We start from the raw sequence: 24,985 nt of genomic DNA, 5'->3' as shown, positions 1-24,985 counted from the left end.
CGCTGGTGAGCTCACCGTACCGGCGAACGGTCCCGGTGGAAGACCGGACGCCGCAAAACACACCGCACGGATCAGGACCCGGCGGGCCGCACGTGGACGACGTCTCCGGCGAACACCGTGTAGCGCTCACCACCGGGAACGTCGACCTGGAGCTGACCGGCGGGATCGATGTCGGCGGCGCGGCCGGTCAGCGCCGAACCGTCGGGCAACTGGACCTCGACGTCCTGACCCAGCGTGGCGCAATGCCGCCGATAGTCCCCGAGCAGGCCCGCCTCGGCCAGCGACCCACCGGCGAGCCGCCAGCGGTGTTCGAGCTCGTCGAAGCCGGTGAGCAGGCGGGTGGCGATCTCGGCGCGGTCGGTCTCCGTCGCCCCCTGCTCGGCCAGCGAGGTCGCGGGCAGGCCACCGGGCCCGGCCGGGACGTTCTCGCCGAGCGGCAGCACGTTCAGGCCGATGCCGAGGATCACGGTGGTCTGGTCGCCCGCGACGGCCTCCGCCAGGATGCCCGCGCATTTCGCGCGCTCCGGACCGGCCAGGACGTCGTTCGGCCATTTGAGGACCGCGTCGACCCCGAGGCCCGCGGCGACCTCCCGGACCGCGAGTCCCGCGACCACGGAAAGTGAACCCAAATTGGCGAACGGGACCCCGCCCGGACGCAGCAGGACACTGACGTAAAGGCCCGCTCCCTTCGGCGAGGACCATTGCCGCGCGCGGCGGCCGACGCCGGCCGTCTGCTCTTCGGCGATCAGCACTGTGCGGTCTTCGGCCCCCTTCGAGGCGGCTTCCCGCAGGTCGGCGTTGGTGGACCCGGTGCTCGCCACGACCTGGATCGCGGCGTACCGGCCGGACAGCGCGGCGCTCAGACGCTCGGCGTCGAGGGCTCCCGTCTCACTCATCTGCCCAGAATATGAGAGTCCCCCTAACGTGCAAGGCGTTCGCTCGTTACGCAGAGGTGGTCTCCAATAATCTTGACGGCGTGACCGAGCCCGACTCCGCTTCGAACGCGCCCGAAACCAGCCCGAAGAAGTCGTGGGCGCACGGCGTGGCGATGCGCGGCCTGGTCGCGCTCCCGCTGGTCGCCGGGCTCGCGACGGCGGGCTGGCTGCTCGCGGGCGGCAACGACCCGGCGCCCGCCGACGGGAACCAGCCGGTGCCCGTTCCCGCCGCGAAGCAGGATCCGGCCACCGTCGGCGGCGGCGCGGGTCCGTCGGTCCTCGAAGTCAGCGCGCCGGTCAAGGCACAGGAGACCCCGAAGGGCGTCCGGCCGCTCGAAGAGTGGGCCGAGAAACTCGCCGGACCGCTCGACATCCCGGCGAAGTCGCTCATCGGCTACGCGAACGGCGAACTCGCGCTGCGCGGCGAGCAGCCGAACTGTCACCTGTCCTGGGTCACCCTGGCCGGGATCGGCGCCGCGAGCTCGAACCACGGACGCGGCGGCGAGAACCCCCTCGGCCTCTCGGCACAGCAGTGGAAGAAGCACGGCGGGTCGATCCCCGGCATCGCGAAGCCCGCGCTCGCCGACCCCGACTCCTCCTCGGTCGCCGCCGGTCGCGCGCTGTGCTCCTCCGGAGCCGACCTCGGTGGCGGCAACGGCTGGTGGAAGGCGATCGCCGGCTACCAGGGCGGCAAGGGCAACGAGGCCGAACTGTTCCGCCAGCGCGTCTTGGGCAACGCTCAGCTGTACGCGACCCTGTCCCTCGACCCCGCGCGAAGCTCGAGCCCCGCGGTGAAGGCGACCCGGTTCGCGCTCGGCCAGCTGGGACTCCCGTACGTGTGGGGCGGCAACGGACCGGAAGCGGGTGCGGCGGGCTTCGACTGCTCCGGGCTGACGAAGGCGTCCTACGACGAGGCCGGGGTCGCGCTCCCGCGGACCGCGGACAGCCAGTTCCGGGCCTTGCAGCAGGTGCCCGGCGAGCCGAAGCTCGGCGATCTCGTGTTCTACGGGAACCCGTCGACGCGGATCCACCACGTGGGGCTGTACCTCGGGAACGGCCTGATGATCAACGCGCCCACCGAGGGCCAGGCGATCCAGATCCACACGTACCACTCGAAGGGCGACGACTACACCGGCGCCGGGCGGCCCTCCGCCTGATTTCCGCTGATTTCCACGTCCCGAGCGCCACGCTTGAGACGTTGAGCGTCCCGTGCGTGGCGCTCGGGACACCGAAGCGGATCAGAACCGGGGGGGCCGACCGGCTTCGGATGTTGCGAAAGCCAACGTTGAAGGTTGCGAAAGTGGCTTTCGCAACACCGCCGTCCCACCAGACTCCGCTGGGCCAAGGGTCGTGAGGGGTACGGCGAAGGTGGCGTCGTGTCCGAACCCGCCGTGCGCGAAGGCGTGACTCGCGTGATCAGGAACGGAACTCGCGTGATCAGAGGGCGAACTCGGTGATCGCCGCCTGATCACGTCTCAGTCACTCATGAGCCGGGCGGCCAGCGCAGCCGGTGGATGGCGGGCATCGGCATGTCCCGCGAGAAGGGCCAGTCGATTCCCGGGGTGATTCCCGCCAGCAGGCGTGACACGAAAGTCCCGTGGCTCCCCACCAGCACGACACCGCCCGCGTATTGCTCCGCCAGCCGCTCGACGGCCGCGATCGCCCGCGCTGTCAGCTGCCGCAGGCTCTCGGCGCCAGTACGAGCGAAATCCGGATCGGCCCAGCTGCGCGCGTAGTGCACGGCGTAGTCCGGCGTCGGCTCCAGACCTGAGTCCCATTCGCGGAGCTCCCAGCTCGTGGTGACTTCGAGCCCGGCCAGTCTCGCCGTGGGTTCGACCGTCGCGACCGCTCGCCGGTACGGACTCGACACCACCGCCGTCGGGTTCATCGCGGCGAGTTCGGGCGCGAGGAGCTCCGCGGCCGCGATGCCCGCCGTTGTCAAAGGCCGATCCGGGTCGTCGGGCTTTCCCGGCGACGGCGGAACGGACTCGGCGTGCCGTACGAGGACGATTTCGCAGTTCACAAACGGTCGGCCAGCCATTCGAGGGCGGCTTCCCCCTGACGGAGAACCGAGATGTGACCGTCCTCCGGAAACACGCGCAACTCGGCCGTGGCGCACTGCCGCGCGAGCCACTCCCCGTGCCCGACGGGCGCGATGCGGTCGGCGCCGCCGTGCACGAGCAGCACCGGGGCCTTGACGTCGGACGGCTGGAATCCCCACGGCGCGACGTACGCGAGATCGTCGTCGATCAGTGCGCCGGGGCCGCCCTCGATCGCGGGACCGACGACGTCGAGCAGCCATTTCCAGTCATCCGCCAAGGCCGCGTGATCCGCCGGGGTGAACATCTCGGCGTCGTACTCGGCCGTCGCCTCGTAACGCTCCTTCTCTTCCCGCCCAGCCAGGGCCGCCGTCAGCGAGCCGACGCCCGCCGCGCTCATCCCCGCGAACCATTCCCAGCTCTCGGAGTACGGAGCCATGCTCGCGACGCCGACCATCGCCGAGACCCGCTCCGGCAGCAGAGCAGCGCACGCGAACGCGTGTGGTCCGCCGCCGGAATGCCCGTAGACCGCGAACCGCTCGATCTCCAGGGCATCGGCGATCTTCTCGACGTCCGACGCCGCCGACGCGACATCTCGGCCGGGGCGCGGCGAGGAGCCGCCGTACCCGGGCCGGTCGTAGGAGACCCACCTCAGCCCGAGCCGTTCGGCGGCCGGGAAGAGCGGTGACGGCGGGGCGCCGATGTTCGGAGTCCCGTGGTGCCAGAACACCACCGGACCGGTGCCGCCGGTGTCGTACGTGTGCAGAATGGTCCCGTTCCCCAGGTCCACGTCGAACTCGTTCACCATCGGCCGAGCGTAGGGCACCCTGGACCCATGTCGCGCTATCACGAGATCAAGCACCGGGTGGCCACCACCTTCCAGCGGCACGTCGGCAACCCACTCCTCCGGCGGCTGCCCGCCCAGCCCGTCCTGGAGACCACCGGTCGCAAGTCCGGGGAACCCCGGCAGACGCCGATCGGCGGCCGCAAGGTGGGCCGCGAGTTCTGGATCGTCTCTGAGTTCGGCGAGAAATCGCAGTACGTCCGCAATATCCAGGCGGATCCGCGCGTCCGGCTCCGGCTCAAGGGCCAGTGGCACACCGGCACGGCGCACCTGCTCCCGGACGACGACCCCCGCGCCCGGCTGAAGGCCCTGCCCAGGTTCAACAGCGCCGCCGTGCAGGCGATCGGCACGGATCTCCTCACCATCCGGGTCGATCTCGACGAATGAGTTTTGCCTTGACGCCAAGGGCAAGGTTTACGCTCGGACCATGCGGATCGGCGAACTCGCCGCGCGGACCGGGACCACCACGCGCGCGCTGCGTTTCTATGAGTCACAAGGGCTTCTCGACGCTCGGCGCGCGTCGAACGGGTACCGGGAGTACGACGAGGACGACTACCGCCTGGTGAACGAGATCCTGACCCTGCAAGCGGTCGGGCTCAGTCTGGAGGACACCAGGCCGTTCGTCGAATGCCTGCGCGCCGGTCACGAGACCGGCGACTCGTGCGCCGATTCGATCGAGGTCTACCAACGCAAACTCGCCGAGGTGGACGCCTGTCTTGCCAGGCTCAACGACGTGCGGGACAGCCTGCTGACCAAGCTCGCGGGCGCGTTGAAGACACCGCCGGGGCCGTGCGTCGTCGTGCCGCGAACCGAGGAGGCCTGAATGTCCCTTTCCGTCGTCACCGACGAAACCTTCCGAGAGCTGGTCCTGGAGCAGGAGAAGCCCGTCCTGGTGGACTTCTGGGCGCAGTGGTGCCCGCCTTGCCACATGATCGTCCCGGTGCTCACCGAGATCGCCGAGGAACGCGCCGACTCGCTGATCATCCGCAAGCTCAACTCCGACGAAAATCCCCTCACCGCAAGGGATTACCAGGTCATGTCCCTGCCGACGCTGATCCTCTTCCGGGACGGAAGTCCTGTTTGGACGACCGTCGGGGCCCGGCCGAAGGCGCGGCTGCTGGCCGACCTGGACGCCGTCCTGGAGGCGGCCCGCGTCTGACTCGCCTTCCGGCAGTGTCATGAAAGGGTCTTTCCTGACGAATTTCGTCAGGAAAGACCCTTTCATGACATCCAGGTGCGTGGGCGGCGACGTAATTGTGTTGCGCCCGGGGCCGTCCGTTCGCATCCTTCAGCACATGACATCGACCCTCGCCTTCCTGCCGTCGCCCACCGTCGTCCGACGGGTGCGGGCGCAGCAGCAGAAGACGTCCTGGCGGAGGCCGGCACCAGTCCGATCGTGAGCGCCGCGCTCGTCGCGGGCCTGCTCGCCGGGTATGGCATCGCCATTCCGGTGGGCGCGGTCGGCACCTATCTCGTGGTGCTGACGGCTCGCGCAGGCCTCAAGATCGGCGCGTACGCCGCCTTGGGCATCGCCACGGCCGACGGGCTCTACGCCCTGATCGCGGTGCTCGGCGGCAGCAACCTCGTCTCGGTCATCCAGCCGATCGCCGAGCCGCTGCGCTGGGTTTCGGTGGCGGTGCTGCTCGTGCTGGCCGTCCACATCGGAATCACCGGGGTAAGGAATTTCCGCGACTCCGCGAAAGCCGAGCTGACCGAACCGGCCGCGATCGGACCGTTGAAGGCCTACGTGCGCCTGCTCGGGATCACGCTGCTCAACCCGACGACGGTCGTCTACTTCACCGCGCTCGTGCTCGGCAGCGAGGACATGGCCGCCGCGAGCACGTCGGAGCACGTGGTCTTCGTGATCGCGGCGTTCGCGGCCTCGGCCAGCTGGCAACTGCTCCTCGCGAGCGGCGGCGCGGTGCTGGGCAAGGCGTTGACCGGACGTCGTGGACGACTGGCGACCGCGCTCACGTCCAGCGCGCTCATCGCCGTACTCGGTATCCGCCTGATCTGACGACACCGAAAAGAATCGAGGACAGCGGCAGTCCGCATCGGTTGCCAGGCTGTGCCCATGACCGAAACCCAGGAACGCCCCGCCTCCCTCCACTCCTACCTCGCCTACCACGACGCGGCGAAGGCGCTCCGCTGGCTCGAACGCGCCTTCGGCTTCGAAACCGTCATGGAGTACCCGGACGACAAGGGCCTGATCCAGCATTCGGAACTGCGGCTCGGCGGCGCCTCCATCATCGTGTTCAGCGCGGAGGAGGACTACGACCGCGCGAACCGCAAGGGGGAAACGGTCGGCCACGGCCTCTACGTCAGCCTTCCGACGCAAGAGGCCGTGGACGCCGTTTTCGCCTCCGCCGTCGAAGCCGGCGCGACGACGGTCTGGAAGCCCGAGAACACCGAATGGGGCAATTACCGCTTCCGCGTCGACGATCTCGAAGGCTACGAATGGACCTTCGGCACGCACGTCCCCGGCGAGCCGACCGACTGGAGCTAAAGCAGGCGCGCGAACCACTCGTGCATACGGCGAAGCAGATCCAGCTGGTTTTCCCGCTTGCGGAACGAATGCCCTTCGCCTGGATAGACGACGAAGTCGTGTTCGACGCCGAAGTGCCGTAGCGCCCGGTGGAAGTATTCCGCCTGGGACAACGGGACGTTCGTGTCGTCAGCGCCGTGCGCGATCAGCACAGGGGTCTCGATCTTCGACGCGTAGGAGATCGGGCTCAGCCGGTCGTGCCGGTGCGGGCCTTCCCCTTCCCAGCCGGTACTTCCGCCGAGCAGGGCATCGTAAGGACCGAATTCGCCGGTCCCGGCGAGCATCCCCCAGTCGCAGATCCCGGCCACCATCAGGGCCGCCTTGAACCGGCTGGTCTGCCCGACCGCCCAGGCCGTCATGAAACCGCCGTGACTCCCGCCCATGATCCCCAGCCGGTCCGGATCGGCGACCCCTTCGGCGACGAGGAGGTCGATCCCGGTTTCGATGTCCCTCCATTCTTCGAGGCCGACACGTCCGGCGACCGAAGCGGCGAACTCATGACCATGGCCTTGTCCCCCACGGGGATTCGGCAGGAAGACGGCGTGTCCCGCCGAGGCCGGCCATTGCGCGGACGGGAACCAGGCGAGCCGGAACCCGTCCGCGTGCCGGTCGTACGGTCCGCCGTGCGGGATCGTGATCAGGGAGAAGGGCCCGTCCTCTCGCGTCTTACCCGGCGGAAGGACGAGCAAGCCATCCAGGGCGAGGCCATCGAAAGCCTTATAGGACAAGCGTTCCTGTGTTCCCCAGGTGATATCGGCGAACTCCGGAACCAGGTCAGAGACGCGCGTCAAAGCCCCACTCACAGGTCCACTGTGGACACCCTTCGGCTGATGGGCGGTGCTCAGCACGATGGCCACGATCTCGCCGTTCGAAGAGATCGCGTCCGCTTGCCCGCGCCAGAACGACACTTCGCCGTCACCGAGACGATGAAGCGCGGTGTCCAGCCCGTCCGCGACGAGCACCAACGGCGCACCGGAATCGACCTGCGCGAGCCTGATCGGGCAGGCCGATTCCGGTGTCAGATTCCGGTGCTCCCCTGTTTCCACGGGAACGTCGAAGACCGCCCGGCCACCCACCCTCTCCGGCGTCGCGAGATACGCGACGTGCCAGCTGTCGCCTTCCCGCCACCAGACCGGGCTCTCGGCCTCGAACGGGGTCTTCCCGAGCTCCCGCCGTTCCCCGGTTTCCAGGTCCAGCAAGGAAAGCCGGGGTTCGAGCCCGCCGGGATCGATCTCGGGCGTCGACCAGGTGATGACGGCGACCGCCTTGTCGTCCTGACGACCGGCGACCCCGACCACGTGGTCCTCGATCAGTGTGGTGATCTCACCGGCCTTCGGATCGAAGCTCCGCAGCCGCGCCGGGCGGAGACTTTCGCTCCAGACCCAGATGTCCGCGGCCGGCGTCTCGTCCTCGGCGATGAACACGATCCGGTCGCGCATCGGGACGAACCCGGTGATCTCACTCCCCCAGGCGAAGAGTTGCCCGTCCACCGTGTGGATCCGGCCGTCCCGTAGGAAGTGAAGGGAATCCGACGACCACTTCGGCGAGCTTCCCTCGGCCACCTTCCGGGGTTCTCGGCCGCTGTCCGCGAGCCAGATCTCGGGGGCGCCTTTGGCGACGGTCTCGACCTGGTACGCGATCCGGAGTCCGTCCGGGGACAGCGCGGGTTCCGACGGGACATGATGGTCGACGATCAGCTCAGCGGTCAGCATGTGTTCATACTGCCGAGAAAACCTTCCCCAGGTTGTCGAGCCAAGTCCCGGTGCCCTGCTCGCGCCAGCTCGGTTCTTCGTGCCCGTCGAGGAAAGTGCCCTGTTCGATCAGCGTCAGCCGGGTGCCGTCGTCCTCGGCTTCGAGCAGCACCGTCGTGACCGACACCGTCGCTAGGACGTCGTTCGCGGACAGTGTCCCCGAGTAGACGATCCGCTCGTTCTCTGCGATGTCCTCGTAGCGCGCGTCGAACACCATCCCCTTCCCGTCGTCGGGAGGACCGGTGGTGACCTCGCGGCCGCCGACGCGGAAGTCCAGGGAGTGCCCGCCACCGGGCACGGTGAACCAGCCGGCTTTCGCGGCGGCGTCGGACCAGGCCGCGAAAACGCGATCCGGCGACACGGGGTAGACGCGCTCCAGGGTGAAAGTGGCGTGTTTGACGGTCATGACCTTTTCCCTTCGTCGGACTCCAGAAAGCCACCGAGACGGTCGAGCCGGTGTTCCCAGCCGGTGCGCTGCCCGCCGAGCCAGTCCTCGGCCATCCGCAGGCCGTCCGATTCGAGGTGGCAGGTCCGCACGCGGCCCGCCTTCTCCGACCGGACGAGCCCGCTGGCCTCCAGCACCTGGAGGTGCTGCATCACGGCGGGCAACGACATCGACAACGGCTGCGCGAGCTCCCCCACCGAGGCGGGTCCCCGGGTGAGGCGCTCGATCATTTCGCGGCGCGTTCCGTCGGAAAGCGCCTTGAACACCTGGTCCATCCGTTGGTTAGGCACATGCTTAACCATGCACCCGCGCCAGGAAATAGTCAAGCAAGTACTTAACTTTCTGCGGTCATACCTTCGACGAGCAGCCACTGCGAGGCGAGGTACGAGGTCAGCACGAAGGTCTCCAGGTTGGCCCGCACCCGCTCGCTGGTGACGAAGTTGCGGCGGATCAGGATCGCCAGATCGGACGCGGAGAACAGCAGCGCGCCGGCCGCGATCCAGGTCCGGCGGTCACCCGACGGGACGACCATGCCGCCCGAGACCTTGGCCTTCGGCGCCAGGACCGGGTCGGCGGCGAGGGTCGACGTCGTGCTCAGCAGGCCGCCATAGACCGAAAGCACCGAAGACACCGGAGACGGCTTCGGCAGCGCCATCGCGACGGCGGCCGCCGCCCAGGCCCCGAGGCGGGGCGGCGCGGTCGCGGCGCGCGGACGAGCGCCGCGACGCCACAGCAGCACCGAATACAGCACCTGCATCACGCCGAACGACGTCGCGCCCTTGATCAGCTCGCCGTCCTCGTCGGACCTGCCCATGAAGTGGTCGCCCGCCCCGGCCGCGACCAGCGCGGCGACGAGCAGGCCCTTCTCCCCCGGCGCGAGCTTGCGCGCCCGCGCGACCCGGGCGACGAGCACCGGGACCGCGGCGGGCTTGGTCACCAGCTGCAACTTCCGATTGCCCGTCCTGGCGGAATACACGGTGCCGATCGCGGCGGCGCCGAACAGCACCCGTTCGGCGATTTTGAGGGCCTTCACCTACCACCTCCGGAACTTATTTCTGGGTAAGTTACCAGGAGGTCAGCTCTCTGGGCGTCTCCTAGACGGCCTCACGGAAGGTGTTCCGGTACGCGCTCGGCGAGACTCCCAGCGCCGCCTGCAAGTGCTGACGCAGCGACGCGGCGGTGCCGAAACCCGCCTCGGTGGCGACCTTGTCCACCGGCAGATCCGTTTCTTCGAGCAGCTGACGAGCTCGCTCGATCCGCTGCTGGGTCAGCCACTGCAACGCCGAAATCCCGACCTCGTCGCGGAATCGCCGGGTGAACGTCCTCGTGCTCATCGCCTCTTTCGCCGCGAGTTCGCGCAGGGTCAGCGGTCGGTCGAGGTTCTCCAGCGCCCAGGCCCGCGCGGTCGCCGTCGACGAGGACTGCGGTTCCGGCACCGGCCGCCGGATGAACTGCGCCTGCCCGCCCTCGCGATGCGGCGAGACGACCGTTCCGCGCGCGACCTCGTTCGCGACGACGGCGCCGTGATCGCACCGGATCATGTGCAGGCAGAGGTCGATCCCGGACGCGACACCCGCCGAGGTCAGCACGTTCCCGTCGTCGGTGTAGAGCACGTTGGGATCGAGGGCGACCTTCGGGAACTTCGCCTGGAAATCCAGCGCCGAACGCCAGTGCGTGGTCGCCTTCCGGCCGTCGAGCAGGCCCGCGGCGGCGAGCACGAACGCGCCCGAGCAGATCGACGCGATCCGGGCGTCCGGCCGGATCAGCTCCAGCGCCCGCGCGAGCGGTTCGGTGAGGTCCTGCCCCGAGGGTTCGTACTCGATGGACGACGCCGGGATGATCACGGTGTCGGCCTCGGCCAGGACCTCCGGGCCGAGGCCGACCGAGACGGTGACGTCGGCGTCGGTCCGGATCCGGCCGGGCTCCGGCGTGCAGGTGATGACCTCGTAGAGCGGCTCGCCGTCGGCCGATTTGGCAGTGCCGAACAGCCGGGTGACGATGCCCAGCTCCATCACCAGCATCCCGTGCCGGACCAGCACGGCGACCCGGTGACGGCCAGGACGTGCGAAAAAGCCCATGGCCTGATTCTTGCACATGTTGGCCATCGGGCCACTCGCGCCGAACCACCCGGCCGCGCGACGGTGGGGACATGAACGTGCTGTGGATCTTCGCCCACCCTGAACCCCGTTCCCTCGGCGGCTCACTGCGCGACGAGGGCGTACGCACCCTTCGCGCGCAGGGCGCCGACGTCCGGGAATCCGACCTGTACGCGATGAAGTGGAACCCCGTCGTCGACGCCGACGACTTCGGCTCGGCCGCCGGAAGCGACCGGCTGTTCGTCGGCTCGACGTCGAAGAGCGCCTTGCAGACCGGCGAACTCAGCGCCGACATCCGCGCCGAACACGAGAAGCTGGCGTGGGCGGACACCGTGATCGTCCAGTTCCCCCTGTGGTGGTACGGAATGCCCGCCATCCTCAAGGGCTGGTTCGACCGCGTCTTCGTCAAGGGTCTCGGCTACGGCATCCAGCGTCCCGACGGCCGGACGGCCCGCTACGGCGAAGGCACGATGAACGGGAAACGCGCCATGGTCGTACTCACCACGGGCTCGCCGGAGGCCGCGGTCGGACCACGCGGCGTCAACGGCGAGATCAACGAGATCCTGTTCCCATTGCAGCACGGAGCCCTTTGGTACACCGGGATGTCCGTCCTTCCCCCGCTGACGATCTGCGGCGCCGACCGCTTTTCCGCCGAGCAGTACGACGCCGCCGCGGAAGCGCTGCGGGAGCGCCTGCGGACACTGTCCACTCAGGACCCGATCCCGTTCCGCCACCAGAACGGCGGCGACTACGACGACAGCCTGGTCCTGCGCGACGAGTTCGCGCCCGGCCGGAGCGGCATCGGCGTCCACCTCGCCGGTTGACCTAATATCACGTCACGGTTATATTCCCCTGGAGGCACATTAGGAGGTAACCGTGAACCCTCGCGCCCGGTTGGAAACCGTCGGAGAACGGCCCGCGCTGCGGATCGAACGCCGTCTCGCGCACCGCCCGGAGCGGGTCTGGCGAGCGGTCACCGAACCTTCCGAGCTGGCGAAATGGTTCCCGGCGGCGGTCGTCGTCGACTTACGACCGGGCGGGACCATCGAGTTCACCTTCGAGGGCGATGAGACCCCGACGGCGGGCGAGGTCCTCGAAGCCGACGAGCCTCGCCTGTTCGCGTTCAGCTGGAACGACGACGTGCTGCGCTGGGAGATCACCCCGGACGGTGACGGCAGCCGTCTGCTGTTCACGCATACGTTCGGCCGCGGCGAACCCGCCATCGCGAGGATCGCGGCGGGCCGCACCGCCGCCGGCTGGGACAGCTGCCTCGTCGCGCTCACCGCGTCGCTCGACGGCGAAGACCCTGAGCAGCCGAAGGACTGGGTCGGCCCCATCGAGGCCTATGTCGAGGAGTTCGGGCTCGCCGACGGTGAGGTCCTGGAAACCGGCGAGGGCAAGGTGATCCGCTTCCGCCGGGATCTGGTCTGGAAACCCCTCGATGAGGTCTGGGCCCTTCTCGCCGCCGAAAAGGGCACGGTCATCCGCGAGGAACCCCCGCGCTTGCTGGAGTACTCGCTGCCGCAGGGCGGCGTCGTCCGCTGGGAGTTCAGCCATTCCGACCTCGAAGGCACCATGGTCGAGGTGACTCAGACCGTCCCGGCCGGACAGGAAGACGTCGTGCCCGAGGCGCTGCGAAGCTGGCGCGAGAAACTGAAGGAGTTCTTCGCGGCGGCGCACCGAAGCTGATCTCCACCCAGGGGATGACCTCCACCGGACGGACGCGGATATCGCGGCCTCCCGGATAAGTTCGCCGTATGAAACAACCGTCGGGGCTTTCCCGCCGCGTCGCGAACACGATCGACGTGCTCCTCGCGCTGGTCCTCGTCGTGGCCGTCGGCGGGAACCTTTCGGCGGGCACCTGGACGTTCCTCGTCGCGATCCCGATGTGGCTCGCGTGGGCGACGGTCGCCGCCAGCGGTGTCGCGATCGCGCTGCGCCGTCACCGGCCCCTGATCGCCTACGGCCTCGGCCTGGGCAGCTTCGTTCCCGCCCTGATCGCCGGCAACGGACTGGCCCCGGCCGCACTCCTGGCCACCGGGTGCGCCCTGTACACCGTGGCGCTGAAACACCACCGGATCACGTCGCTGATCGCGATGGGCCTCGGCCTGGTCGTCGTCATGATCTTCGAGCTCCTGCGGCTCGGGCCGAACACGATCGCGTCGACGGCCTTCGCGGGCGGCGGGGTGGCGGGTTCGTGGGCGCTGGGCTGGATGACGCGGCAACGACGCGCGAACCTCGCCCAGCTCGCCGAAACCCAGGCGAATCAGGCCGTCTCCGACGAACGGCTGCGGATCGCCCGCGAGATGCACGACGTCGTCGCGCACAGCATGAGCCTGATCGCGGTCAAGGCGGCCGTCGGCAACCACGTCGCCCGGGAACAACCCGAAGAAGCGCAGGAAGCGCTGCGGGTCATCGAACTCACCAGCCGCGAAACCCTCGTCGAACTCCGGCGGATGCTCGGCGTCCTGCGCTCCGGCGACGGAACGCCCGAGGCCGCGCTCGGTCCCGCGCCGAAACTCTCCGACCTGCGGACGCTGGCCGAACGCGCCGGACAGGCCGGAGTGCGCGTCGAGCTGACCGGCGAGCTGATCGACGACCTTCCCGAAGGCGTCGCGCTTTCCGTCTACCGCATCACGCAGGAGGCGGTGACCAACGTCGTGAAGCACGCGGGGCCGTCGTCCTGCCGGATCACGATCACCGAAGACCCGGGCGAGGTCAGCGTCGAGATCGTCGACGACGGCCGCGGCGAAGGCTCGCCCGCGACCGTCGGCGGCCACGGTCTGATCGGCATGCGCGAACGCGTCGCGGTCTACGGTGGAGACTTCGAAGCGGGCCCCCTGCCCGCCGGGGGATTCCGGGTGTACGCGCGGCTGCCGTACGCCGCCAAGGAAATGGGGACACGATGATCCGCGTACTGATCGCCGACGACCAGGCGCTGCTGCGCGGCAGCTTCCGTGTGCTCGTCGACAGCGCGCCGGATCTCGAAGTCGTCGGGGAGGCCGGCGACGGCGCGGAGGCGGTGGAACTGGCCGGGAAGGAACGCCCCGACGTCGTGCTGATGGACGTCCGCATGCCCGAGATGGACGGGATCGAGGCGACCCGGCGGATCTGCGCGTCGAGCGGCACCGAAGGGGTCCACGTGCTGATGCTGACGACCTTCGACCTCGACTCTTACGTCTATTCGGCGCTGCGCGCGGGCGCGAGCGGATTCCTGCTGAAGGACACCCCGCCCGCCGAGCTGCTGACCGCGATCCGGGTCGTCGCGGCGGGCGAAGGGCTGCTCGCCCCGTCGATCACGCGCCGGCTCATCGCCGAGTTCGCCCGGCTGCCCGAACCCGGCCAGCGCGTCGCGGCCTCACTCGACAACATCACCACGCGCGAGCGGGAGGTCCTGAGCCTGATCGCGCGAGGCCTGTCGAACGACGAGATCGCCGGCTCGCTGCACCTCGGGCTGGCGACGGTGAAGACGCACATCAGCCACCTCCTGCACAAACTCGCGGCGCGGGACCGGGCGCAGCTGGTGATCGCGGCCTACGAGTCGGGCCTGGTCCGGGCCTCGGTCTAGCGCTCTGTCCGACCGGCGGGCTGGTCTGGTCACGCGTCTCGTCCGGGGTGTCTTGGGTACCGACAGTCAGGCGGTTTCGCGTGACGAGGTGGACGACACGCGTGACCGGACGGACGACACGCGTGTCTGGATGGACGCCAGGGACCGGAGCCTCGGCCGCGAGAGTGTCGTCCATCTGGTCACGCGTGTCGTCCACCTGATCACATGCGCCGTCCACCCAGTCACGCGAAAGTGCAGAGCTTGGTCACCGAGCCGGGCCCGCCGCGACCCCGGCATACGCGCTTCCGCCTGACGTGGGACGTTGCCTACGCCACACGCGAAGTGACCGTCGAGTAGCTAGGCTGCGGTTTCATGAGCAGTGCGACGGAGCCGCTCGGGACGCCGCCCGAGAACGAACCGGACATCCACACCACGGCCGGCAAGCTGGCCGACCTGTACCGCCGGTACGACGAGGCGGTGCACGCGGGTTCCGCGAGGGCGGTGGAGAAACAGCACGCCAAGGGCAAGAAGACCGCTCGCGAGCGAATCGACCTGCTCCTGGACGAAGGCTCCTTCGTCGAGCTGGACGAGCTGGCGAAGCACCGCTCGGTCAACTTCGGCCAGGAGAAGAACCGGCCTTACGGCGACGGCGTCGTCACCGGTTACGGCACGGTCGACGGGCGCCCGGTGTGCGTGTTCAGCCAGGACGTCACCGTCTTCGGCGGCTCGCTCGGCGAGGTGTACGGCGAAAAGATCGTCAAGGTGATGGACCTGGCGATCAAGACCGGCCGCCCGATCATCGGCATCAACGAAGGCGGCGGCGCGCGCATCCAGGAAGGCGTCGTCTCGCTCGGGCTGTACGGCGAGATCTTCAACCGCAACGTCAAGGCGTCCGGCGTCATCCCGCAGATCTCGCTGATCATGGGCGCCAACGCCGGCGGGCACGTCTACTCCCCGGCGCTGACCGACTTCGTGGTGATGGTCGACAAGACCTCGCACATGTTCATCACCGGCCCCGACGTCGTGAAGACCGTGACCGGCGAAGAGGTCTCCTTCGAAGAACTCGGCGGCGGGCGCACGCACAACACCCGTTCGGGCGTCGCGCACTATCTCGGCTCCGACGACGAGGACGCCATCGCCTACGTCAAGGAACTGCTCGCGTTCCTCCCGGCGAACAACCTGTCCGAGGCTCCGCTGTTCGAGACCGACTCGGCGCCTGGTGGCTTCTTCGACGACGTCACCGAGACCGACCGCGAGCTCGACACGCTGATCCCGGACTCGCCGAACCAGCCGTACGACATGCACGAGGTCATCAACCGCGTCGTCGACGACGGCGACTTCCTCGAAGTCCACGAGCTGTTCGCGCCCAACATCCTGGTCGGCTTCGGCCGGGTGGACGGGCGCAGCGTCGGCATCGTGGCGAATCAGCCGACCCAGTTCGCCGGCTGCCTCGACATCGACGCGTCCGAGAAGGCCGCGCGGTTCGTGCGCACCTGCGACGCGTTCAACATCCCCGTGCTGACCTTCGTCGACGTCCCGGGCTTCCTCCCCGGCACCGACCAGGAGTGGAACGGCATCATCCGGCGCGGCGCGAAGCTGATCTACGCCTACGCCGAGGCGACCGTCCCGCTCGTCACCGTCATCACCCGCAAGGCGTACGGCGGCGCGTACGACGTCATGGGCTCGAAGCACCTCGGCGCGGACGTCAACCTGGCGTGGCCGACAGCGCAGGTCGCGGTCATGGGCGCGCAGGGCGCGGCGAACATCGTGCACCGCAAGACGCTCGCCGCGGCCGCCGCCGACGGCAAGGACGTCGACGCGCTGCGGGCCGAGCTGATCCAGGAGTACGAAGACACGCTCCTGAACCCGTACGCGGCGGCCGAGCGCGGTTACGTCGACTCGGTGATCGTGCCCGCGCACACCCGCGGGCACATCGCGAAGGCGCTCTCGCTGCTCCAGGGCAAGCGGGAGACGCTGCCGCCCAAGAAGCACGGGAACATCCCGCTGTGAGCGCGCCCGAAACCCCGCTGCTGCGGGTCGTCAAGGGCGATCCGAGCGACACCGAACTCGCCGCGCTCACCGCCGTCGTCGCGGCGGCGGCGAGCGCGCGGGCACCGGAACCGGCGCCGAAGCGGGATTCATGGTGGGCCGACAAGGCTTCGCTGGTCCGGGCACCGCTCGCGCCCGGCGAAGGCGCTTGGCGGGCCTCGGCGCTTCCTCGCTGAAACCGGGTCACGGCGAACCGCGCGGATCGGGCTTTCGCGGGCTATCGTTGCTGATCTGGCGGTCCGGCTCGTCCGGTTCGCCAGGTCTTCGGTATCCGCGATCGCCCCAGAAAGCCGTGCGTGACCAACCAAGACCGTCTCTCCGCCGAATTGCGCCGTCTACGCAAGGCCGCCGGGTTGTCCGGAACCGAAGCGGCCAGGCTCACGAGCCTCAGCCAATCGAAGGTGTCGCGCGTCGAAACCGGCGCCTTCATGCCGACCGAGGAGCAGGTCGTCGCGCTGTGCCGCGCCTACCGCGCGCCGGCGAAGATCCGGCGGGAACTGGTCGCGATCACGCGGGACCTCCGCGAAGAAGCGTCGTCCGCCCGGGTCGTCTTCCAGCGCGGTGCCTGGCGGATGCAGCAGCGCATCGGCAAGATCGAGACCGCGTCCGCCCGCATCCGGAGCTTCCAGCCGACCATCGTGTTCGGCCTGCTCCAGACCCGCGCCTACATCACCGCGCTGTTCGGCACTTCCCTGCCGGACGCCGAGCGCGACCAGACGGTCGACGCCCGGCTGGAGCGCCAGCGGATCCTCGACTCCGACCGTGAGTTCCACTTCGTGGTGACCGAGGGCGCCCTGCGCTGGAACATGGGCGGGGCGGCGACCATGCAGGCCCAGGTCTGCCACCTCATCGAGCTGTCGCGCCGCGGCCGGATCCGGCTGGGCGTGATCCCGTGGACCACGGCGGTTTCGGTCCCGGTCCTCCACGGTTTCGACATCTACGACTCGCGCGCGGTGCTCCTCGGGACGCAGACGGCCACGGCGCTCGTCACGGACGAACGCGAAGTGGCCGACTACGAAAAGAACTTCGCCGAAGTCGAGCGCTACGCCACCTACGACGACGTCGCCTGCTCGCATCTGGCGCGGATCGCGGCCGACTACCGACAGCTCGCGGTCGAACCACTTCGGTGACAAAAGACCCTTTGCGCTATGCACCCTGAGGGTGCATCTTGAGTAAAGCGGCTGTCGGTGAAGGCCCCTTTTCGTGCGCCGAACGCGATCGGCCGAGCCGTTCACCGACCATTCGGAACAGATCACCCGATTTCGCCAACCTTGCTGCGGCGCAACCCGTCTACTTGCCGAAACAGTCACTGGGGAAAGGCCCTCCTATGACCACCACCTGGCACGAGAACATGACCGGCTGGCACAAGTCGACCTACACGCACTGGGAAGAGAACGCCTGTGTCGAGGTGGGCGGCGCGCCCGGCCTCGTCGGCATCCGGGACACCAAGCAGTGGGCGCTGCCGGACCGGTCCCGGCCGATTCTGGTCGTCCCGGCCGCGTCCTTCAGCGCGCTCCTCGATCACCTCGGTCGATGAACGACGTCGCCGAGCCGTACATGGTCCACCATCCACGGGAGATGGCGGGCCAGTTGATCAACGGCAACTGGATCGTCGCGAGGTGGGAGCACCTCGGCGAGAACGAGGACCTGGACCATTGGACCGCCGTCCTGCGCGAGTACTGCGAAGAGCTCGGCGTCGATCCGTACGTCATCAACATCCCGCGGAAGAGCCTGACGATCGTCTTCAACGGCGCGCTCCCCGCGCCGACGTTCGAACAGCTCGAGAATTCGGTGGCGGCCATCGAGTACCACCGCTTCCTCGACCGCGAAATCGGTCCGAGACCGCTGAACTAAGCGTCCCCGCGGTGACGGGGACCAGGCCCCGGGCCGGCCGTGGCGAATGGTCCGCCATGTCACCGGCGCGAAGGCCGCACCCGCGGACGGAATCACCCGCAGGTAGGCGTATCGCCCGACGGCCGAGCCGTCGTGGCCGTAACCGGGCGTGCCGTCCCGGTCTCAGAGCGTCCAGCCGAGCCCCAGTCGCCCGCGCTGACCGGTTTCCCGACGCCCCATAGTCTCGACCGTTTCCTGAGCGAGGCCCGCGTCCCATCCGGCGCCGGCACCTCCGTCGAGGTGCGTCCGCGCGAGCCGCCCGGCCCGCCGACGGACGGCGTAACCCCCTTGAAGACCGCCGGAGTCGTGCCATATAGTCCACGCGGAATAATCGATACGGAATCTTCCGAGAGGAACAGGCATGGCCGCGAAGCTCACCCCGCTCGCCATGGCGGTACTGGAACTCCTCCACGAGCGGCCCATGCACCCCTACGAGATGGCGCAGCTGATGAAGGAGCGGTACGTCAGCACGCGCGTCAAGGTGAAGGCCGGGTCGCTGTACCACACGGTGGATCGCTTGGTGCAGAACGGTTTCATCGAGGTCGTCGAGACACAACGGGACGGCAGGCGCCCCGAACGCACCGTGTACGCGATGACGGACACCGGCCGCGACGAGTTCGTCGTCCGCGCGCAGCACATGCTCAGCACGCCCGCCGAGGAGTACCCCGAGTACCTCAGCGCGCTCGCCGTCATCGACGAGCTGGGCCCGGAGATGTCGATCACCCAGCTCAAGCACCGCGTGCTGCGGCTCCAGGCCTCCGCCGCCGCCGACAAGGTCGTGCTCGAAAGCGTCGTCAACGAGCAGCACCTGCCCGAGATCTACTGGCTCGACTGGTCCTACGCCTCCGCTCGGCGCGCCTTCGAGCTGGAGTGGACCCGAAAACTGATCGAGGACCTGGAATCCGGCCGTATCCGGTTCCAGGGCCACTGCACGCCACAACTGAACCTGGTCACCGAGGAAGACAGCGATGAACGCAAGACAAGCTAATCCCTGGGCCGCGCTTTCCGCGCTGTGCCTGGGTTTCTTCATGATCCTGCTGGACACCACGATCGTCTCGACCGCGATTCCCGCGATGCTGCGCGAACTCGGCGCCGGGTTGAACGCCATCGTCTGGGTGATCAGCGTCTACCTGCTCACCTACGCGGTGCCGATGCTGTTCGCCAGCCGCCTCGGTGACCGCTTCGGGCCGAAGCGCGTCTACCTGGCCGGGCTCGTGGTGTTCACGCTGGCCTCGCTGTGGTGCGGCCTGTCCGGCTCGGTCGAGATGCTCATCGCGGCCCGCGCGGTGCAGGGTCTCGGCGCCGCCTTGATGACGCCGCAGACCTTGGCGTTCATCAGTCACCTGTTCCCGCCGTCGAAGCGTGGCCCCGCCATGGGTCTTTGGAGTGGTGTCGCCGGAATCGCGGCCATCGTCGGTCCGCTGCTCGGGGGCGTGCTCGTCGACCACCTCGGCTGGGAATGGATCTTCTTCGTCAACCTGCCGGTCGGCGTGGTCGCGATCGCGCTGGCGCTGCTCAAGGTGCCGGACTGGCAGCCGAAGCACTCGCATTCCTTCGACGTGCCGGGAATCCTGCTGTCCGGCGCGGGACTGTTCTGCATCGTCTACGGCGTCCAAAATGGACAGCACTACGACTGGGGCCGGGTGTTCGGGCCGGTCACCGTGCTCGAGATCATCGGTTTCGGCGTCGCCCTGCTGATCGCTTTCGTGGTGTGGCAACGGTACAACCGCAAGGAACCGCTGCTGCCGCTGAGCGTTTTCGGGAACCGCAACTTCTCGGCCGGGACGCTGACCTCGGTCACCGTCGGCTTCGCGATGACCGGCATGTTCCTGCCGCTGGTGATCTACATCCAGGCCGTGCTGGGCGAGTCGCCGACGATGTCCGGGCTGCTGTTCGCGCCGATGTCGTTGCTGGCGGGCATGATCGGCCCGTTCGTCGGCCGCGCGTCGGACAAGGTCAACGGCAAGATCCTGCTGATCATCGGGCTGTCCGCGCTGGCCGCGGGGATGGTTCTGGTGGCGCTGCTCGCCCGTGCCGACGCGAACGCGTGGGCACTGACGCCGGCGCTGCTGGTGGCGGGCGCGGGTATCGGGTTCATTTTCGCGCCGATGGGCAACCTGGCGATGAGTTCGGTCGAACCGCGGCTCATCGGGACCGCGTCGGGCATCTTCAACACCGCTCGCCAGGTCGGCGGCGTGCTCGGCAGCGCGGCCGTCGGCGTGCTGTTGCAGGCGCGGATCAGCGCTTCGATCGCCGACGAGGCGGCGACCGCCGCGAACGCGTTGCCGGAACAGTACCGGGCACCGTTCGCGGAAGGCATCGCGAAGGCCGCGGAATCCACCGGGGAGTTCGGGTCTTCCGGCCCCGCGACGATGCCCGGCCTGCCTTCCGGTGTCGCCGAGCAGGCTCAGCGGCTCGCGCTCGAAGCCGTCCACAATGGACTGACCGACGCGGCCAGGGTGACGTTGCTGCTTCCGGCGGCGGTGCTGCTGCTGGGCGTGCTGGCCGCGCTCACCATGCGCCGTCCGGTTCCGCGGGCCCACCACACCCCGGCTCCGGAACCCGCCCCCAGCGCCGCCTGACCCCCTTCCGCGTTTCGTCCTCTGAATGCGGTTCGCGGGGCCCACCACCGGCGCGATGAAAGGTCCTTTCCTTGCGAAATTTGCAAGGAAAGGACCTTTCATCTCATCCGCGGGAGGGCGGAGTCCTACCGGCGGTACCGCAGGCCGTAGCCGTACGGGTACAGCGCCTTCTTGCCGTCACCGACGTTCACCGGTTCCTGCGCCGCACTGGCGGGCCAGCTGAACGTCAGCTTCCCGGTCGGGTTGTAGTCGCCGTAAAGGACATCGGCGACACCGGCGCCTTCGCTACCGGGGAGCCAAGCGGCGACGAGCCCGTCGAAGCGCGGCAGTTGCGCGGCGATGTCGAGCGGGCGGCCGGACACGGTCACCACGACGACCGGAACCCCGGTGCTCTTCAGCTTGGCGATCGTGGCGAGGTCTTCCGCGTCGAGTCCGAAGCCGTTCGGACGGTCTCCCTGCCCCTCGGCGTACGGCGTTTCGCCCACCACGGCGACCGCGACCCGGTAGCTCTTGTCGATTCCGTCACCCTCACGGTCATAGGTCACCGTGGTTCCCTTCCCGGCGCCCGATTTCAGGCCGTCGAGGATGGTCGTGCCCGGGATGACCGGGCCGCTCTGGCCCTGCCAGGTGAGCGTCCAGCCGCCCGCCTGGTTGCCGATGTCGTTCGCGTTCTTGCCCGCGACGAAGATCTTGTTGTCCTTCTTCGCCAGCGGCAGCACACCGTCGTTCTTCAGCAGCACCTGGGATTCGCGGACGGCCTGCCGGGCCAGTTCGCGATGTTCCTTGCCGCCGAAGGCTTTCTGGAGCGAGCGGTCGGTGTACGGATGCTCGAACAGGCCGAGTTCGAACTTCTCCGTCAGGATGCGGCGGTTCGCGTCGTCGATCCGGTCGCGCGAGACACGCCCCGCCTCGACCTCGGCCTTGAGGTAGGAGATGAACTGTGGCGCGTCCCACGGGACCATGAACATGTCGATGCCCGCGTTGACCGAAAGCCGCACCTCCTCGGGGGTGAAGCCTTCCTCGCCGTCGATCTGGTTGATCGCGTTGTAGTCCGAGATCACCAGGCCGGAGAAGCGCAGTTCCTTCTTGAGGACGTCGGTGATCAGGTACTTCTGGGCGTGCATGCGCACACCTTGGAAGCTGGAGAACGAGATCATCACCGAGCCGACGCCGCGGTCGATCGCCTCGCGGAACGGCGGCAGGTGGATCCGGCGCAGTTCGCGTTCGCTGATCGCGGTGTCGCCCTGGTCGACGCCGTTCGTCGTACCGCCGTCGCCGACGTAGTGCTTCGCCGTCGCGAGCACCGAACCCGGCCGCTCCCCCAGTTCGCGCCCCTGAAGGCCGGTGATCGCCGACGCGTTGGCGATGGCGTCGCGCGGGGATTCGCCGAAGGATTCGTAAGTCCGGCCCCAGCGGTCGTCACGGGCGACGCACAGGCACGGCGAAAAGTCCCACTGCGGACCGGTTCCGGCGACTTCCACCGCCGTCGCGCGGCCGATCTTCTCGACCAGGCGCGGATTGTTGGCCGCGCCGAGGCCGATGTTGTGCGGGAAGATCGTCGCGCCGTAGACGTTGTTGTGACCGTGTACGGCGTCGACGCCGTACAGCGTGGGAATGCCGAGCGGCGTCGAGACCGCCGCCTTCTGGTACGAGTCGACCATGTCGGCCCAGCCGGTCGGCGTGTTGCTGGCGGGCACCGAGCCACCGCCGGAGAGCAAGGACCCCAGTTTGAGCGCGGCGGCCCCCTCGGGGGTGACCGCGCCGCGTTCGGCCTGGGTCATCTGGCCGATCTTGTCGTCGAGGCTCATCCGCTTGAGCAGGTCGTTCACCCGCGCGGACGTCGAAGCGTGCGGGTTCTTGTACAGCGGCCCGGGGCCGGCCGACGCCATCGGAGCGAGGGCCGAACCGGCCACGAGCAGGCCTGCGAGCACTGTGGTTTGCGTCGTGCGAAGTGATCTTCTGACGCGGAGGCGGGGCGGCATTGGTTCCTCCGTAGCTCGAACGATCCATATGTTGCGCGCCACAACAAACTAGCTTCACGCCCGGGTGTTCCAGGTCACAATCGGGCAACGGAGGGCCGTCGAGTACCTTCCGATGGTGCGTTTCGTCCTCGCGTCCCAGTCCCCTGCCCGCCTCGGTGTCCTGCGTTCCGCCGGCTTCGATCCGAGCGTCGTCGTCTCCGGCGTCGACGAGGACGCGGTTGCCGCGTCCCTGACCGATCCGGCCCCGGTGGAGCTGGTCCGCGCGCTCGCCGTCGCGAAGGCCGAAGCCGTCTACGAGACGCTCGCCGGAACGCACGCCGACATGGTCATCGTTGGCTGCGATTCGATGCTGTCGATCAACGGCGAAATGGTCGGGAAGCCGCTCACGCCGGAGGCCGCGCGCGAGCGCTGGGCGTCGATGGCGGGCAAGACCGGTGAACTTCTCACCGGCCACTCGATCATCCGCGTCGAGAACGGCGAGAGGACGAAGGAAGCCTCCGGGACCGAAGGCACGACTGTTCGCTTCGGCACACCGTCGCAAGAAGAGATCGAGGCGTACATCGCGTCCGGCGAGCCGCTTCAGGTCGCCGGCGGGTTCACCCTGGACGGCCGTGGCGGCTGGTTCATCGAGGGAATCGACGGCGATTTCTCCAGCGTCATCGGGATCAGCCTGCCGCTGACCCGGCGTTTGCTGACCGAGGTCGGCGTGAGCGTCATCGATCTTTGGACCCGTCCCGCATCCTGAGACAGCTCCCACACGATCGGGTGATCCGGAAGAGTCCTGCTTCGCCGAACGTTCTTCACGTTCGGCCAATCAGGAAACTTTCACGCACCGGAGTCGCCCCGTGTCTTTCATTCGGACCTACACCAGGCCAAAAGTCTTCGCGGTGGCAGTCCTCGGCTCGCTCGTCGTGGGTGCCCTTCTCGGCGTCCTCGCCAGGAGCACCGAAGCGAGCTGGCTGACCGAACTGCTCGCCCAGATCGGCTCGATCTTCACGACGCTGCTGCAGATCGCGGTGATCCCGCTGGTCTTCACGGCGATCGTGGTCGGCATCAGCAGCCTGCGCAACCTCGGCGGCGGCAAGAAGGCCGCGCGGCTGGGCGGCAAGACCGTGCTGTGGTTCGCGATCACCTCGTTCATCGCCTCGCTGATCGGCATCGCCGTCGCGAAGCTGTTCAATCCGGGCAGCGGCGGTCTCGGCGAAGGTGTCGCCGCGACCGCGAAGAACACCGACAAGGCCGCCAAGGCGACCTGGGGTTCGTGGAGCGACTTCATCAACGGGTTGCTGCCGAAGAACTTCCTCACCGCCTTCACCGAGGGCGAGACGCTTCAGGTGCTGTTCCTGGCCGTCCTGATCGGTGCGGCCGCCTACAGCCTCGGCGACAAGGCGAAGCCGTTCGTCGACTTCACGAGCAGCGTCTTCGAGATCATCCAGCGCTACCTCGGCTGGATCGTGCGCCTGGCCCCGATCGGCATCATCGGCCTGATCGGCAAGGCCGTGTCGACCTACGGTGACTCGCTGTTCAAGCCCCTGTTCACCGCCACTCTCGCGGTGTACGTCGGCTGCTTCCTGGTCCTGTTCGTGGTCTACCCGATCCTGCTGCAGTTCGTGGCGAAGGTCAGCCCGCTGAGGTTCTTCTCCAAGGCGGGCACCGCGATCCAGTTCGCGTTCGCGTCGTCCTCCTCGGGCGCGACCCTGCCGCTGACCCGCCAGGCCGCGGTGAACCTGGGCGTCCAGCCCGGCTACGCGGGCTTCGCGACTCCGCTGGCCAGCGCGACGAAGATGGACGGTTGCGCGGCGGTGTTCCCGGCGATCGGCGCGATCTTCATCGCGAACCTGTCCGGCGTTTCGCTGAGCTTCTGGCAGTACCTCGGGATCGTCGCGGCCGCGGTGTTCGGCGCGCTGGCGACCGCGGGCGTCACCGGCTGGCTGGCCGCGCTGACCCTGACCGCCTCGGTGATCGGGCTCGACCCGGCGCAGGTCGCGCTCGGGATCGCGCTGATCTACTCGGTGAACCCGATCATGGACATGATCCGGACCGCGACCAACGTCGCGGGCCAGATCGTCGTGCCGGTCGTCGTCGCTCGCGGCGAAGGCATCCTGGACGACGAGGTGCTCAACTCGCCTACGGACCCTTCGCCCACTGACAGCGGCGAAGCGGCTACTGCTCCTTCGGATTCGGATTCGGATTCAGAGAAGGAACCGGCTACCGCTGGGGCCTGACGGCTCTGCTTTGAGTACATGAAGGCCCCCTTCCTTGCGCCTGGCGCAAGGA

The 24,985-nt window shown here is 68.4% G+C and carries 28 protein-coding genes; 19 read left to right on the top strand and 9 right to left on the bottom strand.

Annotation, left to right across the window (positions count from 1 at the left end; all coding sequences use genetic code 11):
• Positions 1 to 71 precede the first annotated feature (71 nt).
• Positions 72 to 896 carry a biotin--[acetyl-CoA-carboxylase] ligase gene (locus tag ACFWMR_RS24745; RefSeq protein ID WP_378380061.1) on the bottom strand — a complete coding sequence of 275 codons (825 nt, stop codon included), beginning with the start codon at positions 894 to 896 and terminating at the stop codon, positions 72 to 74.
• A gap of 80 nt (positions 897 to 976) precedes the next feature.
• On the opposite strand from ACFWMR_RS24745, the gene ACFWMR_RS24740 reads away from it, so the two are divergent.
• Positions 977 to 2,092, top strand: coding sequence for a C40 family peptidase (locus ACFWMR_RS24740; protein WP_208635974.1), 1,116 nt, complete (start codon positions 977 to 979; stop codon positions 2,090 to 2,092).
• A 326-nt stretch (positions 2,093 to 2,418) separates the two neighbouring features.
• Here the strand turns inward: ACFWMR_RS24740 and ACFWMR_RS24735 are convergent, their stop codons facing one another.
• On the bottom strand, positions 2,419 to 2,976 hold the full coding sequence (locus tag ACFWMR_RS24735) for a histidine phosphatase family protein (RefSeq protein WP_378380060.1): 558 nt from the start codon (positions 2,974 to 2,976) through the stop codon (positions 2,419 to 2,421).
• On the bottom strand, positions 2,955 to 3,782 hold the full coding sequence (locus ACFWMR_RS24730; RefSeq protein WP_378380059.1) for an alpha/beta fold hydrolase: 828 nt from the start codon (positions 3,780 to 3,782) through the stop codon (positions 2,955 to 2,957). Before ACFWMR_RS24730 ends, ACFWMR_RS24735 begins: the two co-directional genes overlap by 22 nt.
• A gap of 27 nt (positions 3,783 to 3,809) precedes the next feature.
• Here ACFWMR_RS24730 and ACFWMR_RS24725 point away from each other — a divergent pair, with 27 nt between their 5' ends.
• The 5 genes from ACFWMR_RS24725 (at position 3,810) to ACFWMR_RS24705 (ending at position 6,324) form a co-directional block, all read left to right on the top strand.
• Positions 3,810 to 4,205: a nitroreductase/quinone reductase family protein gene (locus tag ACFWMR_RS24725; protein WP_378380058.1), complete on the top strand. Its 396-nt coding sequence runs from the start codon at positions 3,810 to 3,812 to the stop codon at positions 4,203 to 4,205.
• Positions 4,206 to 4,245: 40 nt separating this feature from the next.
• Positions 4,246 to 4,641, top strand: coding sequence for a MerR family transcriptional regulator (locus tag ACFWMR_RS24720; protein ID WP_093934887.1), 396 nt, complete (start codon positions 4,246 to 4,248; stop codon positions 4,639 to 4,641).
• Positions 4,642 to 4,977, top strand: a complete 336-nt coding sequence (gene trxA, locus ACFWMR_RS24715; RefSeq protein WP_093934888.1) for a thioredoxin — start codon at positions 4,642 to 4,644, stop codon at positions 4,975 to 4,977.
• A 237-nt stretch (positions 4,978 to 5,214) separates the two neighbouring features.
• On the top strand, positions 5,215 to 5,835 hold the full coding sequence (locus ACFWMR_RS24710) for a LysE/ArgO family amino acid transporter (RefSeq protein ID WP_378380057.1): 621 nt from the start codon (positions 5,215 to 5,217) through the stop codon (positions 5,833 to 5,835).
• Between the two features lie 57 nt (positions 5,836 to 5,892).
• On the top strand, positions 5,893 to 6,324 hold the full coding sequence (locus ACFWMR_RS24705; RefSeq protein ID WP_093934890.1) for a VOC family protein: 432 nt from the start codon (positions 5,893 to 5,895) through the stop codon (positions 6,322 to 6,324).
• Here the strand turns inward: ACFWMR_RS24705 and ACFWMR_RS24700 are convergent.
• From ACFWMR_RS24700 to ACFWMR_RS24680, 5 genes are all read right to left on the bottom strand, one after another.
• The gene (locus tag ACFWMR_RS24700) at positions 6,321 to 8,075 is read right to left on the bottom strand and encodes a S9 family peptidase (RefSeq protein ID WP_378380056.1); all 1,755 of its coding nucleotides are present in this window, start codon (positions 8,073 to 8,075) and stop codon (positions 6,321 to 6,323) included. The genes ACFWMR_RS24705 and ACFWMR_RS24700 overlap by 4 nt on opposite strands.
• Positions 8,076 to 8,079: 4 nt before the next feature.
• A complete protein-coding gene (locus ACFWMR_RS24695; RefSeq protein ID WP_378276725.1) occupies positions 8,080 to 8,520 on the bottom strand; it encodes an SRPBCC domain-containing protein in 441 nt (146 codons plus the stop codon).
• Positions 8,517 to 8,834: an ArsR/SmtB family transcription factor gene (locus ACFWMR_RS24690; RefSeq protein WP_378380077.1), complete on the bottom strand. Its 318-nt coding sequence runs from the start codon at positions 8,832 to 8,834 to the stop codon at positions 8,517 to 8,519. Before ACFWMR_RS24690 ends, ACFWMR_RS24695 begins: the two co-directional genes overlap by 4 nt.
• A 59-nt stretch (positions 8,835 to 8,893) precedes the next feature.
• Positions 8,894 to 9,592, bottom strand: coding sequence for a lysoplasmalogenase family protein (locus ACFWMR_RS24685; protein ID WP_378380055.1), 699 nt, complete (start codon positions 9,590 to 9,592; stop codon positions 8,894 to 8,896).
• A gap of 61 nt (positions 9,593 to 9,653) precedes the next feature.
• Positions 9,654 to 10,664: a GlxA family transcriptional regulator gene (locus ACFWMR_RS24680; protein ID WP_378380054.1), complete on the bottom strand. Its 1,011-nt coding sequence runs from the start codon at positions 10,662 to 10,664 to the stop codon at positions 9,654 to 9,656.
• A gap of 44 nt (positions 10,665 to 10,708) precedes the next feature.
• On the opposite strand from ACFWMR_RS24680, the gene ACFWMR_RS24675 reads away from it, so the two are divergent.
• The 11 genes from ACFWMR_RS24675 to ACFWMR_RS24625 all read left to right on the top strand — a co-directional run bounded on the left by ACFWMR_RS24675 (position 10,709) and on the right by ACFWMR_RS24625 (position 20,726).
• On the top strand, positions 10,709 to 11,479 hold the full coding sequence (locus ACFWMR_RS24675) for an NAD(P)H-dependent oxidoreductase (RefSeq protein ID WP_378380053.1): 771 nt from the start codon (positions 10,709 to 10,711) through the stop codon (positions 11,477 to 11,479).
• A gap of 52 nt (positions 11,480 to 11,531) precedes the next feature.
• Positions 11,532 to 12,344, top strand: coding sequence for an SRPBCC family protein (locus ACFWMR_RS24670; RefSeq protein ID WP_378380052.1), 813 nt, complete (start codon positions 11,532 to 11,534; stop codon positions 12,342 to 12,344).
• A gap of 68 nt (positions 12,345 to 12,412) precedes the next feature.
• The gene (locus tag ACFWMR_RS24665) at positions 12,413 to 13,564 is read left to right on the top strand and encodes a sensor histidine kinase (RefSeq protein ID WP_093934898.1); all 1,152 of its coding nucleotides are present in this window, start codon (positions 12,413 to 12,415) and stop codon (positions 13,562 to 13,564) included.
• A complete protein-coding gene (locus ACFWMR_RS24660) occupies positions 13,561 to 14,223 on the top strand; it encodes a response regulator (protein WP_093934899.1) in 663 nt (220 codons plus the stop codon). Before ACFWMR_RS24665 ends, ACFWMR_RS24660 begins: the two co-directional genes overlap by 4 nt.
• A 351-nt stretch (positions 14,224 to 14,574) precedes the next feature.
• The gene (locus ACFWMR_RS24655; protein ID WP_378276732.1) at positions 14,575 to 16,212 is read left to right on the top strand and encodes an acyl-CoA carboxylase subunit beta; all 1,638 of its coding nucleotides are present in this window, start codon (positions 14,575 to 14,577) and stop codon (positions 16,210 to 16,212) included.
• On the top strand, positions 16,209 to 16,427 hold the full coding sequence (locus tag ACFWMR_RS24650; RefSeq protein WP_093934901.1) for an acyl-CoA carboxylase subunit epsilon: 219 nt from the start codon (positions 16,209 to 16,211) through the stop codon (positions 16,425 to 16,427). Before ACFWMR_RS24655 ends, ACFWMR_RS24650 begins: the two co-directional genes overlap by 4 nt.
• A 120-nt stretch (positions 16,428 to 16,547) precedes the next feature.
• A complete protein-coding gene (locus tag ACFWMR_RS24645; RefSeq protein WP_378380051.1) occupies positions 16,548 to 17,381 on the top strand; it encodes a helix-turn-helix domain-containing protein in 834 nt (277 codons plus the stop codon).
• A 197-nt stretch (positions 17,382 to 17,578) separates the two neighbouring features.
• A complete protein-coding gene (locus ACFWMR_RS24640; RefSeq protein ID WP_378276734.1) occupies positions 17,579 to 17,788 on the top strand; it encodes a DUF397 domain-containing protein in 210 nt (69 codons plus the stop codon).
• On the top strand, positions 17,785 to 18,105 hold the full coding sequence (locus ACFWMR_RS24635; protein ID WP_093934904.1) for a hypothetical protein: 321 nt from the start codon (positions 17,785 to 17,787) through the stop codon (positions 18,103 to 18,105). The genes ACFWMR_RS24640 and ACFWMR_RS24635 overlap by 4 nt, the downstream gene beginning before the upstream one ends.
• 400 nt (positions 18,106 to 18,505) lie before the next feature.
• Entirely contained in the window at positions 18,506 to 19,132 is a 627-nt protein-coding gene (locus ACFWMR_RS24630; protein ID WP_093934905.1) for a PadR family transcriptional regulator, read from the top strand.
• Entirely contained in the window at positions 19,113 to 20,726 is a 1,614-nt protein-coding gene (locus tag ACFWMR_RS24625) for a DHA2 family efflux MFS transporter permease subunit (protein ID WP_378380050.1), read from the top strand. The genes ACFWMR_RS24630 and ACFWMR_RS24625 overlap by 20 nt, the downstream gene beginning before the upstream one ends.
• 125 nt (positions 20,727 to 20,851) lie before the next feature.
• Here ACFWMR_RS24625 and ACFWMR_RS24620 read toward each other — a convergent pair whose 3' ends face one another.
• A complete protein-coding gene (locus tag ACFWMR_RS24620) occupies positions 20,852 to 22,657 on the bottom strand; it encodes a glycoside hydrolase family 3 protein (RefSeq protein WP_378380049.1) in 1,806 nt (601 codons plus the stop codon).
• 166 nt (positions 22,658 to 22,823) lie between these two features.
• Between ACFWMR_RS24620 and ACFWMR_RS24615 the strand changes: the two genes are divergently transcribed.
• Together ACFWMR_RS24615 and ACFWMR_RS24610 are read left to right on the top strand one after the other, a co-directional pair.
• Positions 22,824 to 23,453, top strand: a complete 630-nt coding sequence (locus ACFWMR_RS24615) for a Maf family protein (RefSeq protein WP_093934971.1) — start codon at positions 22,824 to 22,826, stop codon at positions 23,451 to 23,453.
• Between the two features lie 100 nt (positions 23,454 to 23,553).
• Positions 23,554 to 24,933: a dicarboxylate/amino acid:cation symporter gene (locus ACFWMR_RS24610; protein ID WP_378380048.1), complete on the top strand. Its 1,380-nt coding sequence runs from the start codon at positions 23,554 to 23,556 to the stop codon at positions 24,931 to 24,933.
• The last annotated feature ends 52 nt before the right edge of the window (positions 24,934 to 24,985 follow it).

Origin of the sequence: Amycolatopsis thailandensis, assembly GCF_042723255.1 — a bacterium.
GTDB lineage: Bacteria > Actinomycetota > Actinomycetes > Mycobacteriales > Pseudonocardiaceae > Amycolatopsis > Amycolatopsis thailandensis.
This window is presented reverse-complemented; position numbering and strand designations above follow the sequence as displayed.

What these genes read in the sequence shown, in the direction of transcription:
- ACFWMR_RS24745 (WP_378380061.1), bottom strand. Translation starts at nt 896, where the DNA reads ATGAGTGAGACGGGAGCCCTCGACGCCGAGCGTCTGAGCGCCGCGCTG.
- ACFWMR_RS24735 (WP_378380060.1), bottom strand. Translation starts at nt 2,976, where the DNA reads ATGGCTGGCCGACCGTTTGTGAACTGCGAAATCGTCCTCGTACGGCAC.
- ACFWMR_RS24730 (WP_378380059.1), bottom strand. Translation starts at nt 3,782, where the DNA reads ATGGTGAACGAGTTCGACGTGGACCTGGGGAACGGGACCATTCTGCAC.
- ACFWMR_RS24725 (WP_378380058.1), top strand. Translation starts at nt 3,810, where the DNA reads ATGTCGCGCTATCACGAGATCAAGCACCGGGTGGCCACCACCTTCCAG.
- ACFWMR_RS24720 (WP_093934887.1), top strand. Translation starts at nt 4,246, where the DNA reads ATGCGGATCGGCGAACTCGCCGCGCGGACCGGGACCACCACGCGCGCG.
- trxA (WP_093934888.1), top strand. Translation starts at nt 4,642, where the DNA reads ATGTCCCTTTCCGTCGTCACCGACGAAACCTTCCGAGAGCTGGTCCTG.
- ACFWMR_RS24705 (WP_093934890.1), top strand. Translation starts at nt 5,893, where the DNA reads ATGACCGAAACCCAGGAACGCCCCGCCTCCCTCCACTCCTACCTCGCC.
- ACFWMR_RS24700 (WP_378380056.1), bottom strand. Translation starts at nt 8,075, where the DNA reads ATGCTGACCGCTGAGCTGATCGTCGACCATCATGTCCCGTCGGAACCC.
- ACFWMR_RS24695 (WP_378276725.1), bottom strand. Translation starts at nt 8,520, where the DNA reads ATGACCGTCAAACACGCCACTTTCACCCTGGAGCGCGTCTACCCCGTG.
- ACFWMR_RS24690 (WP_378380077.1), bottom strand. Translation starts at nt 8,834, where the DNA reads ATGGACCAGGTGTTCAAGGCGCTTTCCGACGGAACGCGCCGCGAAATG.
- ACFWMR_RS24680 (WP_378380054.1), bottom strand. Translation starts at nt 10,664, where the DNA reads ATGGCCAACATGTGCAAGAATCAGGCCATGGGCTTTTTCGCACGTCCT.
- ACFWMR_RS24675 (WP_378380053.1), top strand. Translation starts at nt 10,709, where the DNA reads ATGAACGTGCTGTGGATCTTCGCCCACCCTGAACCCCGTTCCCTCGGC.
- ACFWMR_RS24665 (WP_093934898.1), top strand. Translation starts at nt 12,413, where the DNA reads ATGAAACAACCGTCGGGGCTTTCCCGCCGCGTCGCGAACACGATCGAC.
- ACFWMR_RS24660 (WP_093934899.1), top strand. Translation starts at nt 13,561, where the DNA reads ATGATCCGCGTACTGATCGCCGACGACCAGGCGCTGCTGCGCGGCAGC.
- ACFWMR_RS24655 (WP_378276732.1), top strand. Translation starts at nt 14,575, where the DNA reads ATGAGCAGTGCGACGGAGCCGCTCGGGACGCCGCCCGAGAACGAACCG.
- ACFWMR_RS24640 (WP_378276734.1), top strand. Translation starts at nt 17,579, where the DNA reads ATGACCACCACCTGGCACGAGAACATGACCGGCTGGCACAAGTCGACC.
- ACFWMR_RS24635 (WP_093934904.1), top strand. Translation starts at nt 17,785, where the DNA reads ATGAACGACGTCGCCGAGCCGTACATGGTCCACCATCCACGGGAGATG.
- ACFWMR_RS24630 (WP_093934905.1), top strand. Translation starts at nt 18,506, where the DNA reads ATGGCCGCGAAGCTCACCCCGCTCGCCATGGCGGTACTGGAACTCCTC.
- ACFWMR_RS24625 (WP_378380050.1), top strand. Translation starts at nt 19,113, where the DNA reads ATGAACGCAAGACAAGCTAATCCCTGGGCCGCGCTTTCCGCGCTGTGC.